This is a genomic window from Saccharothrix ecbatanensis, from assembly GCF_014205015.1.
In the GTDB taxonomy this organism is placed as follows: Bacteria; Actinomycetota; Actinomycetes; order Mycobacteriales; family Pseudonocardiaceae; genus Actinosynnema; species Actinosynnema ecbatanense.
In genome coordinates this window covers 4,222,113-4,244,937 of sequence record NZ_JACHMO010000001.1, presented here as the reverse complement: position 1 = coordinate 4,244,937, position 22,825 = coordinate 4,222,113, and the positions used below count along the sequence as shown (strand labels likewise).

Genomic DNA, 22,825 nt, shown 5'->3' with positions numbered 1-22,825 from the left:
GCCACTGGACCGGAGTCCGCCGTCACGAAGCCCGCGTCTCCTTCTCGATTCGCTTCAGCACCAACACCATGCCGATCACCGCGAACACCAGCACGAGGTTGATCCACAGCGCCCACTGCATCGCCGAGGCGTGCGCCGCGCCGCCCGTCCGGTCGCCGATCAGGCTGAAGTAGAGCGCGCCGATCACCGCGACACCGCCGGAGATGGCGAACTGCTGCGACGTCGTGAGCACGCCCGAGGCCACGCCGGCGGCCTGCGGCTCCACCTTGATCAGCGAGGCGCCCATCAGCGACGGCAGCACCGCACCGTTGCCCAGGCCGACCAGCGCCAGGCAGAACAGCAGCCAGCCCAGGCCGATGTCCGCACCGGACACGTTCAGGCCCACGGCGAGCAGCACGAGGCCGACCGCGGTGACCAGACTGCCCCACACCAACGAGTTCATCCCGAACCGGGCGGTGAGCTTGCCGCCGTACATGGCGCTGAGCGAGAAGAACACGCCCATCGGCGAGAACACCACACCAGCCATGAACGGGCTGAGGTTCAGGCCCGACTGCAACAACAAGGTGAGGGTGAACATCAGGCTGCCGAAGTACAGGTTGAACGCGACACCGGCGATGAGACCCGCGCGGAACGACGACACCCGGAACAGCGCCAGGTCCAGCATCGGGCTCTTGCCGCGCCGGCCGAGCAGCTGCTCCCAGCGCAGGGTCGCCGCCGCCACCGGGACGGCCAGCGCCATGCAGATCCACGTCCAGGCGGGCCAGCCCGCGCTGTGGCCCATGCCCAGCGGCACCAGCAGCAACGCCAGCGCGGCGGACAGGCCGAGCGCGCCGAGCGGGTCCAGCCCGGTCTGCGGGTTGTCCCTCTTGTCGGGCAGCACGCGCGCCGCGACGATCGCCGTCACGATGCCGATCGGCACGTTGATCAGGAAGATCAGCCGCCAGCCCAGCCCGGCCACGTCGGCCTGCACCATCGCGCCGCCGAGCACCTGCCCTGCGATGGAACCCAGCCCCAAGGCGATGCCGTAGCCCGCGAACGCCCGGCCACGGGCCTCGGCCGGGAAGTCCGACGTGATCACGGCGAGCACCTGCGGCACCATCAGCGCGCCGGCCAGGCCCTGCGCCAGCCGGGCCAGCACCAGCTGCTCGGCGGTGACCGTGATGCCGCACAGCAGCGAGGTGACCGTGAAGGCGATCACGCCGATCACGAACAGCTTGCGGTGACCGTGCAGGTCGCCCAGCCGGCCGCCGGTGATCATGCCGCTGGCGTAGGCGAACGCGTAGCCGCCCACGATGAGTTCCAAGGCCGCGGCACTCGCCTGGAGGTCCGTGCCGAGCGACGGGGCGGCCACGTTCACCACGAAGAAGTCGAACTGCACGATGAACGTGGCCGACAGCAGCACGACGAGCATCACCGCGTAGCTGCCCCGGGACTCGGTCACCTCCGCGGGTCCCTGGGAGACGGCTTTGGTCATGACGCTCCTTCGCACGGGCCCGGTCCGACCCGGGCGGTGGATCTTCGACGTGGGCGACTATAGAAGACATTCAATGTCCACGATAGGGCGGTTAAGCTGTCACCGTGAAGCTCTCCCGTGGTGTCGAATGGGGCCTGCACTGCGCCGTGCTGCTCGCCGTCACGCCCGACGGTCCGCCGGTGTCGCGGCAGAAGCTGGCCGCCGAGTACGACCTGCCCGAGGCCTACCTGGTCAAACACCTGCACTCGATGGTGCGGTCGGGCATCCTCCAGTCCACCTCCGGGCCCAACGGCGGTTTCCGGCTGGCCCGCCCGCCCGCCGACATCACGGCGCTGGACGTGGTGGAGGCGGTGGAGGGCTCCGCGCCGCCGTTCACCTGCCAGGAGATCCGCAGGCGCGGGCGCGGGGCCGCTCCGCCGGAGCTGTGCGCCGAACCGTGCACCGTCAACTCCGTGATGACCGCCGCGCACCAGGCGTGGCGGGACTCGTTGCGCGGGGTCACGGTCGCGGACCTGCTCGAACGACTGCCCGAAGGCGCCCTGGCCCGCTCCCGGCCGTGATCGGTTCGGCTGTGATCGGTCCGGCCCGGATCACCGCCGCGGTCGGCGGCCCTTCTGCTGGATCGCGCAGGTGATCCGGGCGGTGCACACGCGGGCGCCGTCCTCGTCGTGGATCACCACCTCGTAGGTGGCGATCGATCTGCCCAGCAGCAACGGCTTGGCGGTGCCGGTGACGATGCCGCCGCGGACGGCGCGGTGGTGGGTCGCGTTGACGTCCACGCCCAGCGCCATCCGGCCCTCCCCGGCGTGCAGCGCGGCTCCGATCGAACCCAGCGACTCCGCCAGCGCCACCGACGCGCCGCCGTGCAGCATCCCGTGCAGTTGCGTGTTGCCCGCCACCGGCATGGTCGCCACCACGAGTTCCGCGGACGCCGTCAGGAAGCGGATGCCCAGCCGTTCCGCGAGGGTGGTCACGCCGGCGCGGTTGACCTCCTCCGCCACGTCCATGCAGTTCGGCCCGGTCGTCGTGATCACGCCAAACCGCCCAGCGTCGTCGCCGTGGTCGCGGCGGTGCGCGTCGGCAGGTAACCGGCCAGGTCCGCGTACTTGTCCCGCATCCGCCGCTTGAGGATCTTGCCGGTCGCACCCAGCGGGATGTCCTCTTCGGACTGCGCGATCTCCAGCACCGCCACCTCCGGCTGACGCGCCTCCCGCAGGATCTTGTTCACCCGCGGCAGGAGGTCGGTCGGGCCGTCGCCGTCACGCGGGCGCACCACGGCCACCGGCACCGTCGCGCCCTCGTGCCGCCCCGCGACCACCGCGCAGTCGACGATCTCCGGCAGGTTCAGCAGCAGCACCTCCTCCATCAGGATGGAGTAGCCGTCGCCGTCCTCCGTGCGGATCGCGTCCACCGCGCGGTCCACCTGGTAGTAGTTGCCGTCCGCCGTCCGGTACACGAGGTCGCCGGACAGGAAGTAGCCCGCGAGCTGGCTGCGGTACGTGGTGTCGGAGTCGTTCCAGTAGCCGTGCGCCAACGACGGGCTGCGCACGCCGAGCAGGCCCACCTCGTCGGCTTCGGCCTCGGTGCCGTCCGGGCGCAGCACCGCCACCTGCGCGATCGGCACGACCGTGCCGAGGTGCCGGGGATCGGGCGGGGTGTCCGCGGTGACGACGTGCCGCAGCGCGGCCCAGCCGAGTTCCGAGGAGCCCAGGCCGTCGTCCACGATCGAACCGGGCACCACCTCGCCGTCGACCACGTGGCTGCCGAACCGGATCAACGCCCGGTTGTGCGCGTCGTGCGCCGAGTCGCCGATGCTCACCCACACCGCCACCGACGTGAGGTCGGCCGGGTCGGGGTCGGTGTCCAGCAACTCCACCAACGTCTGGTTGAACGACAGCACGGCCGACGGGCGGTGCTCGGCGATGCCGCGCGCCAAGCCCTCGCCGGTGATGTCGGAGATCGCCACCAACGGCACACCGGCGAGCAGCACGTAGAGCGTGAACGCGATGGCGCCCGAGTGCGAGTGCGGCGCGGCCGACAGCATCACCGCGTCGTCGGGCTCGGGGTAGTTGGCCAGCCGGTACTGCACGCCGGCCACGCTCTGCCGGTGCGCCCAGATCACCGGCTTGGGGTTGCCGGTGGTGCCGGAGGTGTGGCAGATGACCACCGGGTCGTTGTCGCCGTGGACGTAGCGGGCGGACTCCGGCAGGGTCGCGGTCAGCGCGCCGATCTCGGCACGGGTGCGCACCCACCGCACGTCGGGCAGTTGGCTGCCGTCCACCATCGGGCGGTGCCGTTCGTCGGTGTAGATGCCTACGGGTGCGGTGCGGCGGATCAGGCCCAGCGCCATGTCCGCCGGCATCCGGCCGTTGATCAGCACGCCGATCGCGCCGATCTGGGCCAGCGCGGTCAGGTGCACCTGGTCCTCGAAGGAGTCGTCGAGCCAGACCACGACCCGGTCGCGCGGGCCGACGCCCTGGGCCAGGTACCACGCCGACCACGCGTCGGCCAGGGCGACCAGCGCGCGGATGCTGAACTCCGTGCGGTCGTGCCCGTCCTGGTCCACCAACGGCCGGTCGGTGCGGACCAACGTCGCGTCGGGCGAAGGGCTTGATTCCAGCGCCACGCGCCAGGCGTTCCCGCCCCCGAAATCAGTGCGCTCCGCGAGCTCGGTGCGCAGCTTCGGGTCGATCATCGTGCGGTGACTCGGTCCCATTGTCCACCTTGCCTCGGATGTGGTGATGAATTCCGCCGGGTCGGCCGTAGCCGCCATCGGAAGGTACCGGAAATAGGCGAATTCGGAACTACTCGCTCCGGTAGGCGATGTCTACCTCTCCAGGTAGTGTCCGCCCCTGACCTGGCGTGTAGCTTCGTTCCCGAGCGGCTTCCCCTGCTCAGCGCAGATGCTCGGCCGTCTTCCCAGCCGTCTTCCCAGCCGTCTTCCCAGCCGTGTTCGCCGGCCGCGACGAGGAGTTCATCGCAATGTCGCCCGACCGTAATCCGGTAACCCGCGACCGTGTTCGTGAGATCGTCGCCTCCATTTTGGAAATGGAGGTCGAGCAGATCGGTTTCGACGCCTCCTTCTACGACGAACTCGGCGCGAATTCGCTGGAGAAGGTCGCCATGATCACCCGTTTCGAACGCGAGTTCGGGGTGTCGATCGGCGACGCGGAGGCCACCTCGGTCCGCACCGTGGACGAGGTCGCCGCGCTCCTCGCCGACCGCACCGATCGCACCGATCGCACCGATCGCACCGATCGCCCCGACCGGACTGGAACGTCGGCCCCGGAGGTTGACCTGGTTGACCTGCTCGTCGGCCGCCACGTCAAGGCCGGGGCCGGGAGCCGCCGCGCGTACATCGACCCCGACGTCGGCGATGTCGACTACGCCCGGCTGCACGCCGCCGTCGGCGCTTACGGCACAGCCCTGCGCGCACAAGGCGTCAAGCCAGGCGTCCGGGGACTGGTCGTCGCCGAGGACTCTGTGGCCACGGTTGTCGCCGTGCTCGGGCTGTGGTGGGCGGGTTGCGTTCCGGTGCTGGTCAGCCCCGTGCTGACGGCGGCCGAACTCCGTTACGTGGCCGAGGACAGCGACGCGCGGCTGGTGCACCTCGACCTGCCCGCCGCGAAGCACTCCGCCCTGCGAGACGCCCGCGACTGGCAGCTGGTCCGCACCGGCGACGAGGTCCGCGCCGAACTTCTCACGTCTCCCACCGCTTCCCCGGAGCCGTCCACGCGGGCCGCAGGCGATGAAGCCCTGGTCCAGTACACGTCCGGCAGCACCGGAATGCCCAAGGGCGTGCGCCACAGCGCGGGCGGTGTCGTGGCGATGCTCGACGGCTTCGGCAGCGTCGACCGCATCGGTCCGGACGACTTGGTGCTCGCGACCGCACGGCTGTCCTTCGGTTACGGCTTCGGCAGTTCCGTGCTGTGCGCGCTGTCGGCGGGAGCCGGGGTCGTGCTGATCCGGGGCGCGGTCGACCGGCACGCGGTGGCCGCGGCGCTGCGCCGGCACCGTCCCACCGTCCTGTGCTCGGTGCCTCGGCTCTACGCCGACCTGGTCGAACTGGCCGAGCAGGAGCCCGCCGCGTTCGACTCGCCGAGGTTGTGCGTGTCGGCAGGGGAGAACTGCCCGCCGAAGCTGAGCGAGCGCATCGCCGCCGCGTTCGGCGCGGAGTTCATGAACTGCCTGGGAGCCACCGAGGTCATGCACGTGGTGCTCCTATCACCGGTGGACCGCCCGCCGCATGGGGTGGTCGGGGTCGCGGTCCCCGGCACCACCGCGACCGTCCGCGACGAGAACGGCGAGCCGGTGCGCGATGGGAAGCCGGGCCGCCTGCACATCGCGGGCCCCACGGTCGCCCTGGGCTACATCGGCCAGCCCGACGCGACGGCGCTGACGTTCGCCGATGGCGGCGCCTACACCGGAGACCTGGTGCGCCGCGACGCCGACGGTGTCTTCGAGTACCTGTGCCGGGCCGACGACATCCTCAACCTCGGCGGCTACAAGGTCGCGCCCGCGGAGATCGAGACGGTGATCCGCGGCACCGAAGGCGTGCGGGAGTGCGCGGTGGTCGGCGGCGCGGACGAACACGGCCTGGAACAGGCGGTGGCCTACGTGGTGCCCGCGGCCGGGTCCGTCGAGGACGAGGTCCGCCGCGCGATCCGCAGCCGGCTGCGCACCGAGCTGGCCGCGTTCAAGCGGCCCGCCCGGCTGGAGTTCCTCGACACCCTGCCGGTCACCACGACCGGCAAGGTCGCCAAGTACAAGCTGAGGGAACGGGTGACTCGGACGTGAGCTGGGACATCACCGGATGGGGCGCGGTCGCCAACGTCGGCGCCGACCCCGACGAGATCTACGCCGCCCTGTGCGCCGCGCGTGACGCCCGTGCGCCGTTGCGGGCGTTCGACGCGAGCAAGTACCGGATGCGGCACGCCTACGAGATCGACGACCGGCCCGAACCGGGCAAGGACACCGTGCTGCGCGCCTCTTCCTGGCTGCACACGGCCGTCGCCCAGGCGGTCGCCGACGCCGGGCTGGACGACCTGGGCGACGTGCCCGTGCTGGTCGGCACCACGTTGCGGGAACAGCGCAGCGCCGAGCTGTGGTGGCGGGAGGGCGCCGAGTTCGACCCCGTCGACCTGGACTTCGGACGTGCGCTGCGGGCCGAGTTCGGCTTCTCCCGCACCTACACCTTCGCCAACGCCTGCGCCGCCGCCCTGTACGCGCTGGCGATGGCCACCGACATGATCGAACTGGGTCTGGCCGACACGGTCGTGGTCGCGGGCACCGACTCCATCACCGAAAGCGCGTTCGGCACCCTGGACCGGGTCCAGAACGAAACGCCGGAATCGTTGCGGCCCTTCGACAAGTCGCACGCGGGCATGGTGATGGGGGAGGGCGCCGTCGCGGTCGTGGTGCGCCGCGCGGGCGCCGACCCCACCCGCGTGCGGGCCAAGGTCCGTTCGGTGGCCGTCAACTGCGACGGGTTCCACGCCACCGCACCCGACGCGTCCGCCGTGACCACGGTGATGCGTGACGCCCACCGGCGGGCCGGCGTGGAGCCGGGGGACATCGACCTGGTGATGCTGCACGGCAGCGGAACCCCGCGCAACGACGAGACCGAGGCGGGCGTGCTCGCCGACGTGTTCGCCGACGCAGGTGAAGGGCCGCTGATGACGGCCGTCAAGTCCATGACCGGCCACACGCTCGGCGGCTCCGGCCTCCTCAGCCTCGTGGTCGCGGCCCTGGCCATGCGCGAAGGCCGGGTCCCGCCCGTGCTCGGGCTGCACGACCCCATCGACGAGGCCGCTGGTCTGCGGCTGGTCCGAGACGCCGCGCTGGACGCACGGGTGGGCACCGCCCAGGTCGACGCGTTCGGCTTCGGCGGCATCAACGCGGTGGCGATCCTGGAGGCGGCACGATGAAGACCCGCATCGAGGTGGCGATCACCGGCACCGGCCTCGCCGTGCCCGGCCTGACCGCGGCCGACGAACTGCTGGGCGTCCGGCGTGAGGGCGGGTTCGACCCGACCACCGCCCTGGTCGGCCGGGACCTGCGGCACAAGGACCGGGCCACCCGGCTCGCCCTGCGTGCGGTCGAACCGGCGTTGCGTGACGCCGGCCTGCTGGACTCGGACGACGCGTTCACCGTGCCGCCCGACGCCATCGCGGTGGTCGTCAGCTCCAACCTGGGCAACCTCGACAGCGTGTGCCGGATGACGGACCTGATCGCCGAGGAGACCGTCGAGGCGCTCAACCCGCTGGTGCTGCCGCAGACCTCCAGCAACGTCATCGCCGGCGCGGTGGCGATCCGGTACGGCCTGCGCGGGCCGAACCTGACCCTGTGCAACGGCGAGACCGGCGGACTGGACGCGGTGCACTGGGCGCACACCTTGATCGCCGCCGGCCGTGCCCGAGTGGCCGTGGTGGTCGGTGTGGAGCCCGCGGACGGCGTGGTGGCCAAGTTCGTCGGCGCTGGAGTCGTGGACGGCGCGGTCGCGCTGGTGCTGGAGGACGCCTCGGTGGAACGCGGAGCACGTGCCCGCGCCATCGTGAAGGGCTACGGCTACGGCGTGGACCGCGCCAAGGTGATCGCCCAGGCGCTGGGTGGAGACGAACCCGGCCTGTGGCTCACCAACGACGTCGCCACCGTGGCCGAACTGTCCGATGTGGACCGGTTCGACCTCGAAGCACGACTGGGCAAGTGTTCCGGCGCGCTCGGCGTCCTGCAATGCGCCGCCGCCGCGGCCCACTTCGACCAAGACCCCGCCCGGCCCGTCCTCGCCACCATCACCGGCACGGACGAGACCGCCGCGCTGCTGCTCGCCGCCCCCGTCCGCTGACCCGGAATCCGCGACACCCGAGAGGAAGACCCACCATGGCCGACGACAAGCGGCTCGCCGAGGACGCCGAGGACCTGCGGGAGCTGATCGCCGACATCCTGGAACTGCCGGTCGCCGAGGTCACCGACGACGCGCACTTCATCGACGAGCTCGAAGTCGATTCGCTGAGCGCGATGCACATCGTGATCAACCTGGAGAAGCGCTACGGCATCAAGGTCACCGACGAGGAGTTCAAGGCGGTCGACTCCTTCGCCGACGTGCGCGAACTTGTCGCCGCGAAGCGCGGAGCGGGCTCGTGACCGGTCGACCGGTAGCGCTGGTCACGGGCGGGTCGCGCGGGATCGGCCGGGCTGTGGTCACCCGGCTGGCCGCCGACGGCTACGACATCGCATTCTGCTTCCACAGCCGCCCCGACGCCGCCGACGAGGTGGCCGCGTTGGCGCAGGAGTCGGGTGCGCGGGTGCTGGCCAAGGCGGTCGACGTGGCCGACGCGGCGCAGTGCAAGGACTTCGTGACCGCGGCCGAGGACGAACTCGGCCCGCTGGAGGCGCTGGTCACCTGTGCCGGCGTCACCCGCGACGGCGCGCTGGCGCGGATGGCCGAGGACGACTGGCAGCAGGTGATCGACACCAACCTGTCCGGCACGTACCACGTGTGCCGCGCGGCGGTGTACTCGTTCATGTCCCGCTCGCGCGGGTCCGTGGTCACCATGTCGTCGGTGGCGGGTGTGTACGGCAGCGCCGGGCAGACCAACTACTCCGCGTCCAAGGCCGGGATCATCGGCTTCACCCGCGCCCTGGCCAAGGAATGCGGCCCCTTCGGCGTCCGCGCGAACGTGGTCGCACCGGGCTTCATCACGACCGACATGACCGCCGGCCTCTCCGACCGGGACCGGACGCGCCACCTCAAGCAGGTGCCGCTCGGCCGCGCCGGCACCCCCGAGGACGTCGCCGAGCTGGTGTCGTTCCTGGTCTCACCGCGTGCCGGCTACATCACCAACCAGGTCTTCGGCGTCGACGGCGGCCTCGTCCCATGACCGTCCCGAGTGGACGGCGTCACCCAGTCACGACACGACCGGCAAGGGGCTGACTGCGCATGTGCGGCATCACCGGCTGGGTCGGCTTCCAGACCGACCTCACCACCCAGCACGACACCGTGGCCGCGATGACCGGCACCATGGCGTGCCGGGGCCCGGACGACTCGGGCACGTGGATCCGCGACCACGTCGCCCTCGGTCACCGCAGGCTGGCGATCATCGACCTGCCCGGCGGCGTCCAGCCGATGACGTGGCGGACGCCCGAGCGCGAGGTGGCGCTGACCTACAGCGGCGAGGTCTACAACTTCACCGAGCTGCGCGCCGAGCTGCGCCGCCGTGGCCACCGGTTCCGCACCGACAGCGACACCGAGGTGGTGCTCAACGGCTACCTGGAATGGGGCGTGCAGGTCGCCGAGCACCTCAACGGGATGTACGCGTTCGCCGTGTGGGACTCGCACGAGCGGGCGTTGTTCCTCGTGCGCGACCGACTCGGCGTCAAGCCGCTGTACTACTACCCGACGGCGGACGGCGTGCTGTTCGGCTCGGAGCCGAAGGCGATCCTGGCCAACCAGCTGGCGAGCCGGGCCGTGGACCTGGACGGTCTGCGCGGCCTGTTCGGATGGGTCAAGACGCCGGGCTGGTCGCTCTGGCGCGGGATGACCGAGGTTCCGCCGGGCGCTGTGGTCACCGTGGACGTGAGCGGCATCCGGACGCACCGGTACTGGGAGCTGCGGACCGCCGAGCACACCGACGACCGGGACGCCACCATCGCGCGGGTCGGCGAGCTGATGGACGACGTCGTCCGCCGCCAGCTCGTGGCCGACGTGCCGCGCTGCGTGCTGCTGTCCGGCGGCCTGGACTCCAGCGCCATCACCGGCCTGGCCGCGAACGTGCTGGCCGAGGAAGGCGAGCGGGTGCGCACGTTCTCGGTCGACTTCGCCGGGCAGGAGCAGATGTTCCGCCCCGACGTCATGCGGGACACGCCCGACTCGCCCTACATCCGGGACGTGGCGCGGCACGTGGGCACCGAGCACCGTGACATCGTGCTGGACGCCCGCGACCTCACCGACCCCGACGTCCGCCGCGCGATGATCACCGCCCGTGACATCCCGGTCGGTCTGTCCGATATGGACACTTCGCTCTACCTGCTGTTCAAGGCCATCCGCGAGGAATCGACGGTGGCGCTGTCCGGCGAGTCGGCCGACGAGGTGTTCGGCGGCTACCGCTCGTTCCACCTGGACGCGGTGCGCCGGGCGGGCACGTTCCCCTGGGTCGCCGCGCCCAGCCCGCTCAACACCAAGCCCGATCACCTGCCCGCCGGACTGGCCGCCGCGCTGGACGTCGAGGGCTACATCGCCGACCAGTACGCCACCGTCGTCGGCGAGGTCGACCACCTCGACGGCGACAGCGAGCTGGAACGCACCATGCGCACGATGTCCTACGTGCACCTGCAACGGTTCGTGCGGATCATGCTCGACCGCAAGGACCGAGCCTCGATGGCCGTCGGCCTGGAGGTCCGGGTGCCGTTCTGCGACCACCGGCTGGTCGAGTACGTCTACAACGCGCCGTGGTCGCTGAAGTCGTTCGACGGCCGGGAGAAATCCCTGCTGCGCGAGGCGACCAGGCACGTGCTGCCGCAGTCGGTGGCGGACCGGGTCAAGAGCCCGTACCCGTCCACCCAGGACCCGCAGTACGCGGCGGCCCTCCAGCAGCAGGCCAAGGAGTTGTTGCTGTCACCCGACAACCCGGTGTTCGCCCTGGTGGAGCGCTCCTGGTTGCAGGCGACGGTGGAACTGGACCCGGCGACCATGCCGCCGACCACCCGCACCAACCTCGACCGGGTGCTCGACTTCGACGCCTGGTTCGACCTGTACCGCCCCGAGTTGATCCTGGACTGACCTGTTTGTCCGCCGCGCTGCTTACGTGAAGGGCGGCTCACGTAGAGGGAAGGCTCACATGCAGAACAAGGTCGGCGTCGTCACGGGCGCTGCCGGGGGTATCGGTGCGGCAGTGGTCCGCGCACTGGCGGAGGACGGCATCGCGGTCGCGGCGCTGGACCGCGACGCCGTGGCGTTGCGCGAAGTCGTGGACAAGATGACCGCGGACGGGTTGCGGGTGGAGGCGTTCCCGGTCGACGTGTCCCGGGCCGAGGAGGTGGAGCCGGTCGTCGAGGCGGTCGAGGTCGCGCTCGGCCCGGTGGACTTCCTGGTCAACGCGGCGGGCGTGCTGCGGTTGGGCGAGGCGCGCGCCATCACGGACGTGGACTGGGCGGAAACGTTCGCGGTCAACACCACCGGCGTGTTCCACATGTCGCGCGCGGTGGTGAACCGGATGGTGCAGCGCGCGCGGGGCTCCGTGGTCACGGTGGCGTCCAACGCGGCGCACACACCCCGGATGCTCATGGCGGCCTACGCGGCGTCGAAAGCCGCCACCACGATGTACACCAAGTGCCTCGGTCTGGAAGTGGCGAAGTACGGCATCCGGTGCAACGTGGTGGCCCCCGGCTCCACCGACACCGCGATGCTGCGGTCGATGTGGCACGACGACGACGGCGCGCGCAACACCGTCGACGGGAGCCTGGAGAGCTACAAGAACGGCATCCCCCTGGGCAAGCTCGGCCTGCCCGTCGACGTCGCCCGCGCGGTCGCCTTCCTGCTGTCCGACCACGCCGGGCACATCACGATGCACGAGCTGACCGTCGACGGCGGCGCCACGCTCGGCACGTGACCCGAACAGTCCAGTCCGTCCAAGAAGGGCGATCATGACCGGCATCCCTGCCATCGAGCCGTACCCGATGCCCACGGCGGGCGACCTGCCCGGGAACACCGCGCCTTGGCGCGTCGACCCCGGCCGTGCGGTCTTACTCGTGCACGACATGCAGCGGTACTTCCTGCGCCCGTTCGCCGAGCCGTTACGCCAGGAGTTGGTGGAGAACTGCGTGGCGCTGCACCGGCGTTGCCTCGAAGTCGGCGTGCCGATCGCCTACACCGCCCAGCCCGGCGGTATGACCGTCGAGCAACGCGGCCTGCTCAAGGACTTCTGGGGTCCGGGGATGCGGGTGGATCCGGTCGACCGGCAGATCGTGGACGAACTGGCGCCGGACGACAACGCCTGGCTTCTCACGAAATGGCGCTACAGCGCGTTCTTCCGCTCGGATCTGTTGGAGCGGATGCGTGCGGCGGGGCGGGACCAGTTGGTGGTGTGCGGTGTCTACGCGCACGTGGGGATTCTGATGACGGCGGTCGAGGCGTTCACCAACGACATCGAGACGTTCCTGGTCGCCGACGCCGTGGCCGACTTCACCGAGGAGCACCACCGGATGGCCGTGGAGTACGCGGCGCGGCGGTGTGCGGTCGTGGACACCGCCAAGGGACTGCTGGCGCGAATGGACGAAGGATCATGAACCCGCTCCTCGCCCGGGTGCTGGGCGACCAGCCACCGCCGTTCGCTCTCATCCACCGGCCTGCCACCGCCGGCCCGGACACCGTGGACCTGATCATCGGCGAGGTCACCACCCCGGACACGCTCGCCGCCGTGCCGATGCCGGCTGTGCCCATGGCCAGGCCGACGCCGGTTGTGTCGATGCCGGCTTGGCCGACGCCCGCCTGGCCGGCGGAGGTTGCGCCGACTGTGCCGATGTCCGCCTGGCCGACGCAGTCTTGGCCGACGCAGGCTGTGCCCATGGCCGGGCCGATTCCCGCTGTGCCGACACCCGCTGGGGCGCGGCGGGCGGGGCACAGCGTGCTGGTGCTCGTGCCCTACAAGCAGATCACCGAGCGCGGCTACGTCTGCGTGGACGACGGCACCCCGCTGGTGGCGATGACCGTCACCGACCAGACCACGCTGTCCCTGGCCGAAGTGGCCGCCGCGCTGCCCGACGTGCCGATCCACCTGGAGAACGGGCGCTACGAGCCCGACGACGACGGTTACGCCGAGATCGTCCGGCGGGTCGTGGCCGAGGAGATCGGGACGGGGGAGGGCGCGAACTTCGTGGTGAAGCGGTCGTACACGGCGGACATCGCCGACTACGGCCCGCACCGCGCGCTGTCGTTCTTCCGCCGCCTGCTGAGTCGGGAGCAGAGCGCCTACTGGACTTTCGTGGTGCACACCGGTGATCGCACGCTGGTCGGCGCCACCCCGGAGCGGCACGTCAGCCTGCGCGACGGCGTCGCGGTGATGAACCCGATCAGCGGCACGTACCGGTACCCGCCCGGCGGCCCCACCAGCGACGAGCTGCTGGCGTTCCTGGCCGACCGCAAGGAGACCGACGAGCTGTACATGGTGGTGGACGAGGAACTGAAGATGATGGCCCGGCTGTGCGAACGCGGCGGGAGGGTCGTGGGACCGTTCCTCAAGGAGATGGCCCACCTCGCGCACACCGAGTACCTCATCGAAGGCCGCACGGCCCGCGGGCCGCTGGACATCCTGCGGGAGACGATGTTCGCGCCGACCGTCACCGGCAGCCCGCTGGAGAACGCCTGTCGCGTGATCGCACGGCACGAGCCCGCCGGTCGCGGGTACTACAGCGGTGTCGTCGCGCTCATCGGGGCGGACGAGAGTGGCGACGACGTCATGGACTCGGCGATCCTCATCCGCACCGCCGACATCGACCCGACCGGCCACCTCGGCATCGCCGTGGGCGCGACCCTCGTGCGCCACTCGGACCCGGCCTCCGAGACCGCCGAGACGAAGGCCAAGGCCGCGAGCCTGCTCACCCCGCTCCAGGCCGACGGCCGTGTCACGCCTGCGGCACCGGCGCGGCCGAAGTCCCCTTCCGGTGGCTCGTCCTTCAGGAACGACCCGGAGATCCGCGCCGCCTTGGCCCGCCGGAACCTCACGCTCGCCGACTTCTGGCTGACCGACGCCGACCACCGCGCGGCACCAGTGCCCGTGGCGGCCGGTCGGCGTGCGCTGGTGGTGGACATGGAGGACACGTTCACCGCGATGATCGACCACCTGCTGCGGTCGGCGGGCTTGGACGTGACCGTCCGGCGGTACGACGAGCCGCACGACCCGGACGAGTACGAACTCGTCGTGCTCGGCCCCGGCCCCGGCAACCCGCAGGCCGACGACGAGCGCCGCACCGCCCACCTGCGCGCCGCCGTGGACCGGCTGCTGGCCCACCGCCGCCCGTTCCTCGCGGTCTGCCTGAGCCACCAGGTGCTCAGCTCACGCCTCGGCCTGGACGTCGTCCGCCGGGACGTGCCCAACCAGGGCGTGCAGCGCGAGATCGACCTGTTCGGCGACATCGAGCGAGTCGGCTTCTACAACACCTACGCCGCGCGCAGCGACACCGATGTGCTGCTGTGCGAGGGGTTCACCGTCCAGATGGCCAGGGATGCCCGCACCGGCGAGGTGGACGCGCTTCGGGGACCCTTCTTCGCCTCCACCCAGTTCCACCCCGAGTCGATCCTGACCACCAACGGCGCCGACATCCTCGCCCGCCTGTTCACCGCCGTGCTGACGTCCGCCGACGCGGTGACGCCCGGCTGACCACGAACCGCGCCGTCGCGACGAAGGGCTCGATGGTGGACGCCCCAGCACCAGGACGTCCGCCTCACTGGAGCCGATCGCGTCCGTGGTCAGGTCCACGGCTGGGGAACTCGGACCGGTCCGCGATCCCCAGCCGTGGTTCCGGTGAAGTCGAAGACGACCTGCGTCACCTGGTCCGGCTGGGTGTCGATCAGCTTGTAGGCCGAGGCGGCTTCCTCGATCGGCATGACGTGCGAGACCAGCGGACGCAGGTCCAGTCGGCCCGTCACGGCGAGGTCGATGACGGTGGTCGCCAGTCGCTTGCGGTCCCAGCGGTGGGCGTGGGCGGCGGCGACGCCGGAGATCTGCGAGCAGACCAGCGTGACCCGGTTGTGGTGGAACTCCTCGCCGAGGAACAGGCCGCGCGCCTCACCCTGGTAGAAGCCTCCGGCGACGACCCTGGAGTTGTACGCGACGCTGCGGACGGCCTCGTGCAGGGCCAGGTGGTTGCCGCTGACATCGAGGGCGACATCCGCGCCGCGTCCGTCGGTCAGCTTCCGCACCCGCTCGGCGACCTCGCCCACGCCCGCGTCCAGCACCTCGTCCGCGCCGAGTTCCCGGGCAAGCTCAATGCGGTGGGGGATGGTGTCGACACCGATCACCCTGGCTCCGTTGCGCCTGGCCAGCTGCGCGACGATCTGCCCGACCACGCCCAGCCCGAACACCACGACGGTCTCACCGACGTGGATGTCCGAGTCCAGCACGACGTTGAGGGCCACCGAGCCGATGTGGCTGAAGATGCCGAGGATCGGATCGGCCCGCGGATCGAGCACCCGCCACGTCGCGTACGACTCGTCCACGACGGTGCCCGAGCGGTGGCCCCACACGCCCCAGACGACCTGACCGGGCCGCAGGGTGGTGACCTCGGGCCCGACCTGGACCACTTCGCCGACCTCCTCGTACCCGACCACGGTGGGGTACTCGGCGGTGGGCCGACCCGGCACGAACAAGCGGACGTCGGGATCCCACGTCTTGACGAAGTGCGCGTTGGTGCCGCGGTACTGGGTCAGCTCGGTGCCCGCGGAGATCCCGGAGTACAGGGTCCGGATGCGGACACCCGTCGGCGTGATCGGAAGATCGGGTTCCTCGGCGAGTGAGACGGAGCCCGGCCCGTCCATGCGCACTACCGTTGCCATCGCTGCCCTCCTGGTTCACGCGCGAGGACGTCCAGCAGGAGCGCCGCCGTCCAGCTGAAGTGGTCGGCACCGAGACCTTCGCCGGTGACCGGGTGGAAGTACTCCCGGAACCCGGCGTCGGCGACCAGGCGGACCATGTCGGACGCCAGGCGTTCGGCGTGCCTCGTCTCGCCCTGCCGCCGCAAAGCCGTCCACAGCAACCAATTCGTGTTCATCCACGTCGGCCCGCGCCAGTACCGGTGCAGGTCGGCGTCGGGCGCGGTGAGGTCGTAGCTCGGCACGCCCCGCACGTCCCGCGAACCCAGGCCGAACGCCGGTCCGGTGAGCGTTGCCACCAGAGCCGAACGGCGTCCGGAGGGCAGTCCGGGCAGCAACAACGGGACCAGCCCGGACACCGTCCGCTTGCGCAGCGGCCGACCGGTGCGCGCGTCGAGCGCTACGTAGCAGCCCAGCGCCGGGTCGAACAGACGTGTGTGCAGCTGGTACGCCAGTTCCTGCGCCCGTTCGGTGTGCCGGCCTGGGTCGGCCCCCGTGCGGCGGGCGAGTTCGGCGAGGGAGTGTTCCGACCACGCGAGCAACGCGCAGAACAGCGGGTCGACGGTGCAGAACGGCAGGCTGAGCAGGTCGTCATCGGCGTAACCGCGGTCGCGGTAGGCGGCGACGATGCCCATGTACCGCCCGTAGTCCTCGTCCGTCGGCCGATGCCCGGCGTCGGCGTGGCGCAGGTCGCGGCGCAGACCGGTGATGTCGTCGGCCAGGTCGGCGCTGGCCAGGTCGGCGCCGGCCGCGCCGAGGGGTTCGTCCCAGAACGGGCTGTTGTCCAGGCCCGATTCCCACGGGTGCACGATCCCGACCAGCCCCGACGCGACGCGTCGCCGGGAGAAGAGGTAGTCGTGGAAGCGCGCGAGCCGCGGGTAGAGCTGCCGGACCGCCGCGTCGGTCGCGTCGCCGGGATGGCGTTCGGCGACGGCGAGCACAGCCGTGGCGTGCACGGGCGGCTGCACGAGCCCGGTCGTCGACACACCCGCCGCGGGCCCTTGGCGCGGCAGCGGTCGCCAGAACGGCGGACCGGGGAAGTAGGCGTCCTCGGGGACTGCGGGGTTGAAGACGATCTGCGGCACCCGCCCGTCACCCCACTGGGCGCCGTGCAACGCGGTCAGTTCCGCGAACGCCCGCCGTGGGCTGAGGTGGGCCAGGCCGATTGCGATGAACGCCGAGTCCCAGCTCCACTGGTGCGGGTAGAGGGCGCCGGTCGGCACGGTGGCCGAGCCGCGCCAGTTGCGCAGCAGCGTCGCCGCCGCGTTCCGCCTCAGCCCGGCGAGGTCCGGCACGAACGCCGCCGGAGGCGTCCCGATGGTCACCGGATCACCCGCCGGCCTGGCGGAGGAGGCTGACCGAGGCCGGCAGCACGGCCTCAGGCGGCCCGGACAGGCGGCACGAGAAGCCGGTCCACCCGTCGTACCCCGCCGCGTCGAGCGCCGCGAACGCCGCCCACCAGTCGACGTGGCCCGCGCCCGGCTCGAACCCGTTGGAGTCGGCGAGTTCCACGTGCCCCAGCCACGGCCCGGCGGCCAGCAGCGCGCCGGCCGGGTCGGCCTCCTCGATGTTCATGTGGAACGTGCCCGCGGCCACGCGCGCCGACGGCAACCCGACCGCCCGGCACAGCCCCACCGCCTGGTCCAGCGTGTTGACGGGATGCCCCTCGTACCGGTTGACCGGTTGCAGGCAGATCGACACGCCTTCCCGCGCGGCACGCTCAGCGAGCAGTCGCAGCCCGTCCGACAGCGTCAAGTAGTCCTCTGTGGACGAACGTTGGCTCGGCACCTGCAGCAGCGGCCCGTCGGACACCGGCGCCACCACCACCCGCCCGCCCAGCGCCGCGATCACGCCCACCCGCGCGGCCACCTGCCGGAAGGCGTCCGCGCACCGGTCGACGTCCCCGCCGAGCGCCAGCCCGTCCAGACACACGGCGGGCAGCACGACACCACGGCCGACCGCCCGTTTCAGCGCGCCGAGCCGGGCCTCGAACGCCTCGTCGTCCCGCGCGCGCAACTCGATGCCGTCGAAACCCGCCGACTGCGCGAACTCCCACTTCTCCTCGATCGAGGCGCCCGGCAGCAGCTGCTCCTGGCACGCGATCTTCCACAGCGGCATGGCGGACATTAATCCCGCGATCAGTCAAAACAGCAATGCGGTAACCCGATCCCGGCGCGCGGCGGGCCGTCGAACGCTTGCACGCAGCCGGATACGGCCCCGAAGTCACTACCGGATTGGTGGTTGTCACGGGACAAACCGGGGTGTTCAGTGACGCCACTGATGCCACCGGTGATGCCCGTGAGACGTCGCGGTCCACCCCGAAGGGAGCAACGATGACCGGACGAGGACTGCGCGTGCTCGCCGCCGCGGTGCCTGTCGCGCTGGTGCTGGCGGCCTGCGGGAGCGGCGATTCCGGCGGGGGAGCGGACGGACCGCTCGTCTTCTGGACCATCGAGGACACCGCCGACCGCGTTCAGGCGCAGGAACGCCTGCTGGCGCGGTTCAGCGACAAGACCGGCATCGAGACCAAGCTCGTCGCGATCGCGGAGAACCAGCTCACGACCGTGCTCACCGCGGCCTCCGCGTCCGGCGAGCTGCCGGACGTGATCGGGTCCATCTCGCTGCCGATCATGAGCCAGCTGCGCACCGACGACCTGCTCGACACCGACGCCGCGAAGCAGCTCGTGGACGCGCTCGGCGTCGACACGTTCGCACGGCAGTCCCTCGACCTGACTCGATCAGGTGACACCCAGCTGGTTGTTCCCAGTGACGGCTGGGCGCAGCTCCTCTTCTACCGCAAGGACCTCTTCGACCGGGCCGGGCTGGAGCCGCCGACCACGTTCGACGCGATCCGCAAGGCCGCCGAACGCCTCGACCAGGGCGACGTCGCGGGCATCACCGCCAGCACCACGCCCGCCGACGTGTTCACCCACCAGACGTTCGAGCACTTCGCCCTCGCCAACGACTGCGAACTGGTCGGCGGCGACGGGAAGGTGACGCTGGACAGCCCGCAGTGCGTCGCCGCGTTCCAGTTCTACGGCGACCTCATCAAGGCGCACTCCGTGGCCGGCAACCAGGACGTCGACACCACCAGGGCGACGTACTTCGCCGGCCGGTCGGCGATGGTGATCTGGTCCTCCTACCTGCTCGACGAACTCGCCGGCCTGCGCAACGACGCGTTGCCGACGTGCCCGGAGTGCGGGGCCGACTCCTCGTTCCTGGCCAAGAACACCGGCGTCGTCGCCGGGCTCACCGGACCGGACGGCGGCGAGCCGACCACCTTCGGCGAGACCGCGTCGTTCGCCGTGCTCAAGGACGCCGCCACCGACAACGCCAAGAAGCTGGTCGAGTACCTGATGAGCGACGGGTACCGGGACTGGCTCGCCATCGCGCCGGAGGGCAAGGTCCCGGTCCGCGCGGGCACGAAGGACAACCCGCAGGAGTACGCCGAGATGTGGCGCGGGCTCGACGTCGGCGTCGACACCAAGGCCCCGCTGGCGAAGTTCTACGACGCGGAGACGCTGCGCGTGGTCCAGGACAGCCCGAAGACGTTCCGCCGGTGGGGCTTCAACCAGGGCAAGGGCGAGCTCGCGGGCGCCGTCGCCGGGCAGCTCGTGGTGCCCAAGGCGCTGGCCGAGGTCGTCAACGGCGCCGGTGACGCGCCCGCCGCGGCGGCCAAGGCGAACGAGCAGGCCGCCACCATCGCCGAAGAACTCGGCGGCTAAGCGTGTCGCCATCGCGGGTGCCACCGCGCGGGCGCACGGTGAAGCAGCAGGACGCCCGCACCGGCGTCCTGCTGCTCACCCCGACCCTGGTGATCGTGTTCGCGGTCGTGCTCGTGCCGCTGGCGTGGTCGGTGCTCATCGCGTTCCAGCGGGTCCGGCTGATCGACGTCGGCCGGATGGGGCTGTTCGACAAGATCACGCTCGACAACTTCGCGCGCGTGTTCGGGTCGGACGTGCTCTGGGAAAGCCTGCGCACCACCGTCTTCTACACCGCCGGCTCGACGTTCCTGGCGATCTCGCTGGGGTTGGTCGCGGCGCTCGCGTTGCGCAAGCCGTTCCCCGGCCGGTCGTTCGTGCGCGCGGCGATGCTGATCCCTTACGTCGCACCGGTCGTGGCGGTCACGTTCGTCTGGAAGGTGCTGCTGAACCCGGAGTTCGGCATCGTCAACAGCTGGGGCAGGAAGCTGTTCGGGTGGGACGACCCGATCGCGTTCCTCTCCCAGGCACGCGGCGAGATCACGCTGTTCGGTCTCGACATCCCGGTGCCGACCGCGCTGCTGACCGTGATCGCGTTCGAGGGCTGGCGGTACTTCCCGTTCGCGTTCCTGTTCCTGCTGGCCCGGCTGTCGGCGCTGCCCGGCGACCTGGAGGAGGCCGCGACGGTCGACGGCGCGACGCCGACGCAGCGGTTCCGGCACATCGTGCTGCCGCAGCTGATGCCGGTGATCGCCGTGCTCGTGGTGCTGCGGACGATCTGGACGTTCAACGAGTTCGACGACATCTTCCTGCTCACCGGCGGCGCCGCGGGCACCGAGGTGGTGAGCGTGCGGGTGTACGAGCTGCTGACCGTGCAGCGGAACGTCGGCGCCGCGGCGGCCCAGTCCGTGCTGCTGGCCGCCGTGCTGGTCGTGCTGCTCGCCGCCTACCTGTGGTTGCTGCGCCGCCGGGAAGGAGCCAAGCCGTGACGTGGACGCGTGACCGGGTGGAACGGGCCGTGTTCGGCGTCCTGCGCCCGGTGGTGATTCTGTTCTTCCTGGCCGCCACCCTGCTGCCGTTCTACTACATGCTGATGCTGTCGCTGCGGCCGATCGAAGACCTGCTGCGGCGGCCCGACTCGCTGATCATCGACCTGGGCGAACTGACCCTCTCCACCTACGCCGAGGTGCTGCGGCCCGTCACCGAAGGCGGTCAGGGCTTCCTCAGCCTGCTGGGCAACAGCGCCGTCGTGGCGTCCGCGTCCGTGGTCGTGGCGCTGGTGATCGCCATCCCCGGCGCCTACGCGGTGAGCAGGCTGGAGTTCTTCGGCCGGCGGCAGGTCAGCTCGCTGTTCCTGGTCGTGTACCTGTTCCCGAGCATCGTGCTGGCGATCCCGCTGTTCGTCATGCTCACCCGGATGCAGCTGCGCGGCTCGCTGATCGGCCTGGTGCTGGTCTACATCGCCCAGACCGTGCCGGTCGCCATCTACATGCTCAAGAACTACTTCCAGACGATCCCGCAGAGCGTCGAGGAAGCGGGCCTGGTCGACGGGCTGAGCCGGGTCGGGGTCATCCGCCGGATCAGCCTGCCGCTGGCCATGCCGTCGGTCATCGCGACCGGCATCTTCGTGTTCATGATCGCCTGGAACGAGTTCCTGTTCGCCCTGCTGTTCCTGGTCGAACGGCGGGACCAGTGGACGGTCTCGTTGGGGCTCGCGCAGTTGTCCGGCAGCATCGAGGTCTCCACGACCGTGCTCATGGCCGGGTCGGTCGTCATCACGCTGCCCATCGTGCTGCTGTTCTTCATGACCGAGCGGCTGCTCTCGCAGGGTCTGACCAGCGGCGCGGAGAAGGGGTAGGCCGCGCGGATGGCGTTCACGGCGTCACCGGGGGAGATCCTGGTGCTCATCCGGTCCGGCCGGGTCAAGACCCGGCGTGACCTTCAGGAACTCACCGGCCTGTCCCGGTCGACGGTGGCGTTGAGGCTCAGCCAGCTCATCGCCGCCGGCTACATCCGGGCGGTCGAGCAACGGCGCGGCACCGCGGGCCGGCCTGCCGAGATCCTGTCGTTCGAGGAGAACGACAAGCTCGTCCTGGCCGCCGACCTCGGCGCGACGCACGCCCGTTTCGCGTTGACCGACGCGGGCGGCCGGATGCTCGCCGAGCGCACCGAGGACCTGGTCACCAGCCAGGAACCCGACGTGGTGCTGAAGACCGTGGTCCGGCGGTTCCGCGACCTGCTCAAGGACGCGGGACGCGACCGGGCCCAGCTCGTGGGCATCGGTGTGGGCCTGCCCGCGCCCGTCGACTTCCGCACCGGGCGGCCCGTGCAGCCGCCGATCATGCCCGGCTGGCACGGGGTCGCGGTGGCGAAGACGCTGTCCGACGCGTTGGGCTGCCCGGCTTTCGTGGACAACGACGCCAACCTGCTGGGACTGGGCGAAGTCCGCGAGCGTTACCCGGACGTCGACAACCTGCTGTTCGTGAAGGTGGGCACCGGGATCGGCGCGGGCGTCATCCTCGGCGGACGACCGGAACGCGGGTCGACCGGGCAGGGTGGCGACATCGGGCACATCCGGATCTCCCAGCCGGTCGACGGCGCGCGGTGCCGGTGCGGGGCGACCGGTTGCCTGGCGGCGCACGCGAGCGGCGCGGCGCTCGCCCGTCAGCTCACCGAACGCGGTATCGAGGCCCGGACCAGCCGCGATGTCGTCCGACTCGTGGACGAGGGCGACCCGGACGCGATCACGCTGGTCCGCGACGCCGGCCGGCTGCTGGGCGAGGTGCTGGCCACGGCGGTCGCCCTGCTGAACCCGACCGTCGTGGTGATCGGCGGCGACCTCGCGCTGACCCGCGAACACCTCCTGGTGGGCGTCCGCGAACGGCTGTACGACCGGACTGTGCCTGCGCTGACCAGCAGCATGGCCGTGGTGGAGAGCCGGCTCGGCGACCGGGCCGGTGTGCACGGCGCCCGGCACATGGTGATCGACCAGGTCTTCTCCGCCGAGGCCGTGGACGCCCGGCTCCTGACCGAACCGGCGTTCCCCGCTTCTTGACCCGGGCGATT

Annotated in this window: 20 protein-coding genes; 14 read left to right on the top strand and 6 right to left on the bottom strand. The window is 71.0% G+C overall.

All coding sequences use genetic code 11. From position 1 onward, the window contains the following. Positions 1 to 22 precede the first annotated feature (22 nt). The gene (locus F4560_RS17460; RefSeq protein WP_221483544.1) at positions 23 to 1,474 is read right to left on the bottom strand and encodes an MFS transporter; all 1,452 of its coding nucleotides are present in this window, start codon (positions 1,472 to 1,474) and stop codon (positions 23 to 25) included. Between the two features lie 104 nt (positions 1,475 to 1,578). On the opposite strand from F4560_RS17460, the gene F4560_RS17455 reads away from it, so the two are divergent. Then, the gene (locus F4560_RS17455; protein WP_184921295.1) at positions 1,579 to 2,034 is read left to right on the top strand and encodes an RrF2 family transcriptional regulator; all 456 of its coding nucleotides are present in this window, start codon (positions 1,579 to 1,581) and stop codon (positions 2,032 to 2,034) included. Positions 2,035 to 2,064: 30 nt separating this feature from the next. Here F4560_RS17455 and F4560_RS17450 read toward each other — a convergent pair whose 3' ends face one another. Continuing rightward, a complete protein-coding gene (locus F4560_RS17450) occupies positions 2,065 to 2,508 on the bottom strand; it encodes a hotdog fold thioesterase (RefSeq protein ID WP_312869337.1) in 444 nt (147 codons plus the stop codon). Next, complete coding sequence (locus F4560_RS17445; protein WP_184921293.1) at positions 2,505 to 4,190, bottom strand: class I adenylate-forming enzyme family protein; 1,686 nt, start codon at positions 4,188 to 4,190, stop codon at positions 2,505 to 2,507. The genes F4560_RS17450 and F4560_RS17445 overlap by 4 nt, the downstream gene beginning before the upstream one ends. A 266-nt stretch (positions 4,191 to 4,456) precedes the next feature. Between F4560_RS17445 and F4560_RS17440 the strand changes: the two genes are divergently transcribed. From F4560_RS17440 to F4560_RS17400, 9 genes are read left to right on the top strand one after another with little or no spacing between them, the layout of a single operon-like run. Then, positions 4,457 to 6,271: an AMP-binding protein gene (locus F4560_RS17440; protein ID WP_184921291.1), complete on the top strand. Its 1,815-nt coding sequence runs from the start codon at positions 4,457 to 4,459 to the stop codon at positions 6,269 to 6,271. Then, entirely contained in the window at positions 6,268 to 7,401 is a 1,134-nt protein-coding gene (locus F4560_RS17435; RefSeq protein ID WP_184921289.1) for a beta-ketoacyl synthase N-terminal-like domain-containing protein, read from the top strand. Before F4560_RS17440 ends, F4560_RS17435 begins: the two co-directional genes overlap by 4 nt. Beyond that, positions 7,398 to 8,318: a beta-ketoacyl synthase N-terminal-like domain-containing protein gene (locus F4560_RS17430; protein ID WP_184921287.1), complete on the top strand. Its 921-nt coding sequence runs from the start codon at positions 7,398 to 7,400 to the stop codon at positions 8,316 to 8,318. The genes F4560_RS17435 and F4560_RS17430 overlap by 4 nt, the downstream gene beginning before the upstream one ends. Before the next feature lie 35 nt (positions 8,319 to 8,353). Beyond that, positions 8,354 to 8,617 (top strand): acyl carrier protein, encoded by a 264-nt coding sequence (locus tag F4560_RS17425; RefSeq protein WP_184921285.1) that lies wholly within the window; start codon positions 8,354 to 8,356, stop codon positions 8,615 to 8,617. Further along, positions 8,614 to 9,354 (top strand): 3-oxoacyl-ACP reductase FabG, encoded by a 741-nt coding sequence (gene fabG, locus F4560_RS17420; RefSeq protein WP_184921283.1) that lies wholly within the window; start codon positions 8,614 to 8,616, stop codon positions 9,352 to 9,354. Before F4560_RS17425 ends, fabG begins: the two co-directional genes overlap by 4 nt. Positions 9,355 to 9,413: 59 nt before the next feature. Beyond that, positions 9,414 to 11,252, top strand: a complete 1,839-nt coding sequence (gene asnB, locus F4560_RS17415; protein WP_184921281.1) for an asparagine synthase (glutamine-hydrolyzing) — start codon at positions 9,414 to 9,416, stop codon at positions 11,250 to 11,252. Between the two features lie 58 nt (positions 11,253 to 11,310). Continuing rightward, positions 11,311 to 12,081, top strand: coding sequence for a 2,3-dihydro-2,3-dihydroxybenzoate dehydrogenase (locus F4560_RS17410; protein ID WP_184921279.1), 771 nt, complete (start codon positions 11,311 to 11,313; stop codon positions 12,079 to 12,081). Between the two features lie 34 nt (positions 12,082 to 12,115). Continuing rightward, complete coding sequence (locus tag F4560_RS17405; protein WP_184921277.1) at positions 12,116 to 12,757, top strand: isochorismatase family protein; 642 nt, start codon at positions 12,116 to 12,118, stop codon at positions 12,755 to 12,757. Continuing rightward, positions 12,754 to 14,847 (top strand): chorismate-binding protein, encoded by a 2,094-nt coding sequence (locus tag F4560_RS17400; protein WP_281391926.1) that lies wholly within the window; start codon positions 12,754 to 12,756, stop codon positions 14,845 to 14,847. The genes F4560_RS17405 and F4560_RS17400 overlap by 4 nt, the downstream gene beginning before the upstream one ends. An 89-nt stretch (positions 14,848 to 14,936) precedes the next feature. Here F4560_RS17400 and F4560_RS17395 read toward each other — a convergent pair whose 3' ends face one another. Genes F4560_RS17395 through F4560_RS17385 form a run of 3 tightly spaced genes read right to left on the bottom strand, consistent with a single transcriptional unit; the run spans position 14,937 to position 18,185 of the window. Next, complete coding sequence (locus tag F4560_RS17395) at positions 14,937 to 16,022, bottom strand: zinc-dependent alcohol dehydrogenase (RefSeq protein WP_184921275.1); 1,086 nt, start codon at positions 16,020 to 16,022, stop codon at positions 14,937 to 14,939. Next, positions 16,010 to 17,383, bottom strand: coding sequence for an MGH1-like glycoside hydrolase domain-containing protein (locus tag F4560_RS17390; RefSeq protein ID WP_184921273.1), 1,374 nt, complete (start codon positions 17,381 to 17,383; stop codon positions 16,010 to 16,012). The genes F4560_RS17395 and F4560_RS17390 overlap by 13 nt, the downstream gene beginning before the upstream one ends. 4 nt (positions 17,384 to 17,387) lie before the next feature. Further along, the gene (locus F4560_RS17385) at positions 17,388 to 18,185 is read right to left on the bottom strand and encodes a sugar phosphate isomerase/epimerase family protein (protein ID WP_221483542.1); all 798 of its coding nucleotides are present in this window, start codon (positions 18,183 to 18,185) and stop codon (positions 17,388 to 17,390) included. A gap of 206 nt (positions 18,186 to 18,391) precedes the next feature. On the opposite strand from F4560_RS17385, the gene F4560_RS17380 reads away from it, so the two are divergent. Genes F4560_RS17380 through F4560_RS17365 form a run of 4 tightly spaced genes read left to right on the top strand, consistent with a single transcriptional unit; the run spans position 18,392 to position 22,814 of the window. Beyond that, entirely contained in the window at positions 18,392 to 19,783 is a 1,392-nt protein-coding gene (locus F4560_RS17380) for an ABC transporter substrate-binding protein (protein ID WP_184921272.1), read from the top strand. Between the two features lie 38 nt (positions 19,784 to 19,821). After that, complete coding sequence (locus tag F4560_RS17375; RefSeq protein WP_221483541.1) at positions 19,822 to 20,748, top strand: carbohydrate ABC transporter permease; 927 nt, start codon at positions 19,822 to 19,824, stop codon at positions 20,746 to 20,748. Beyond that, on the top strand, positions 20,745 to 21,617 hold the full coding sequence (locus tag F4560_RS17370; RefSeq protein WP_184921270.1) for a carbohydrate ABC transporter permease: 873 nt from the start codon (positions 20,745 to 20,747) through the stop codon (positions 21,615 to 21,617). The genes F4560_RS17375 and F4560_RS17370 overlap by 4 nt, the downstream gene beginning before the upstream one ends. A gap of 9 nt (positions 21,618 to 21,626) precedes the next feature. Further along, on the top strand, positions 21,627 to 22,814 hold the full coding sequence (locus tag F4560_RS17365) for an ROK family transcriptional regulator (RefSeq protein WP_184921269.1): 1,188 nt from the start codon (positions 21,627 to 21,629) through the stop codon (positions 22,812 to 22,814). The last annotated feature ends 11 nt before the right edge of the window (positions 22,815 to 22,825 follow it).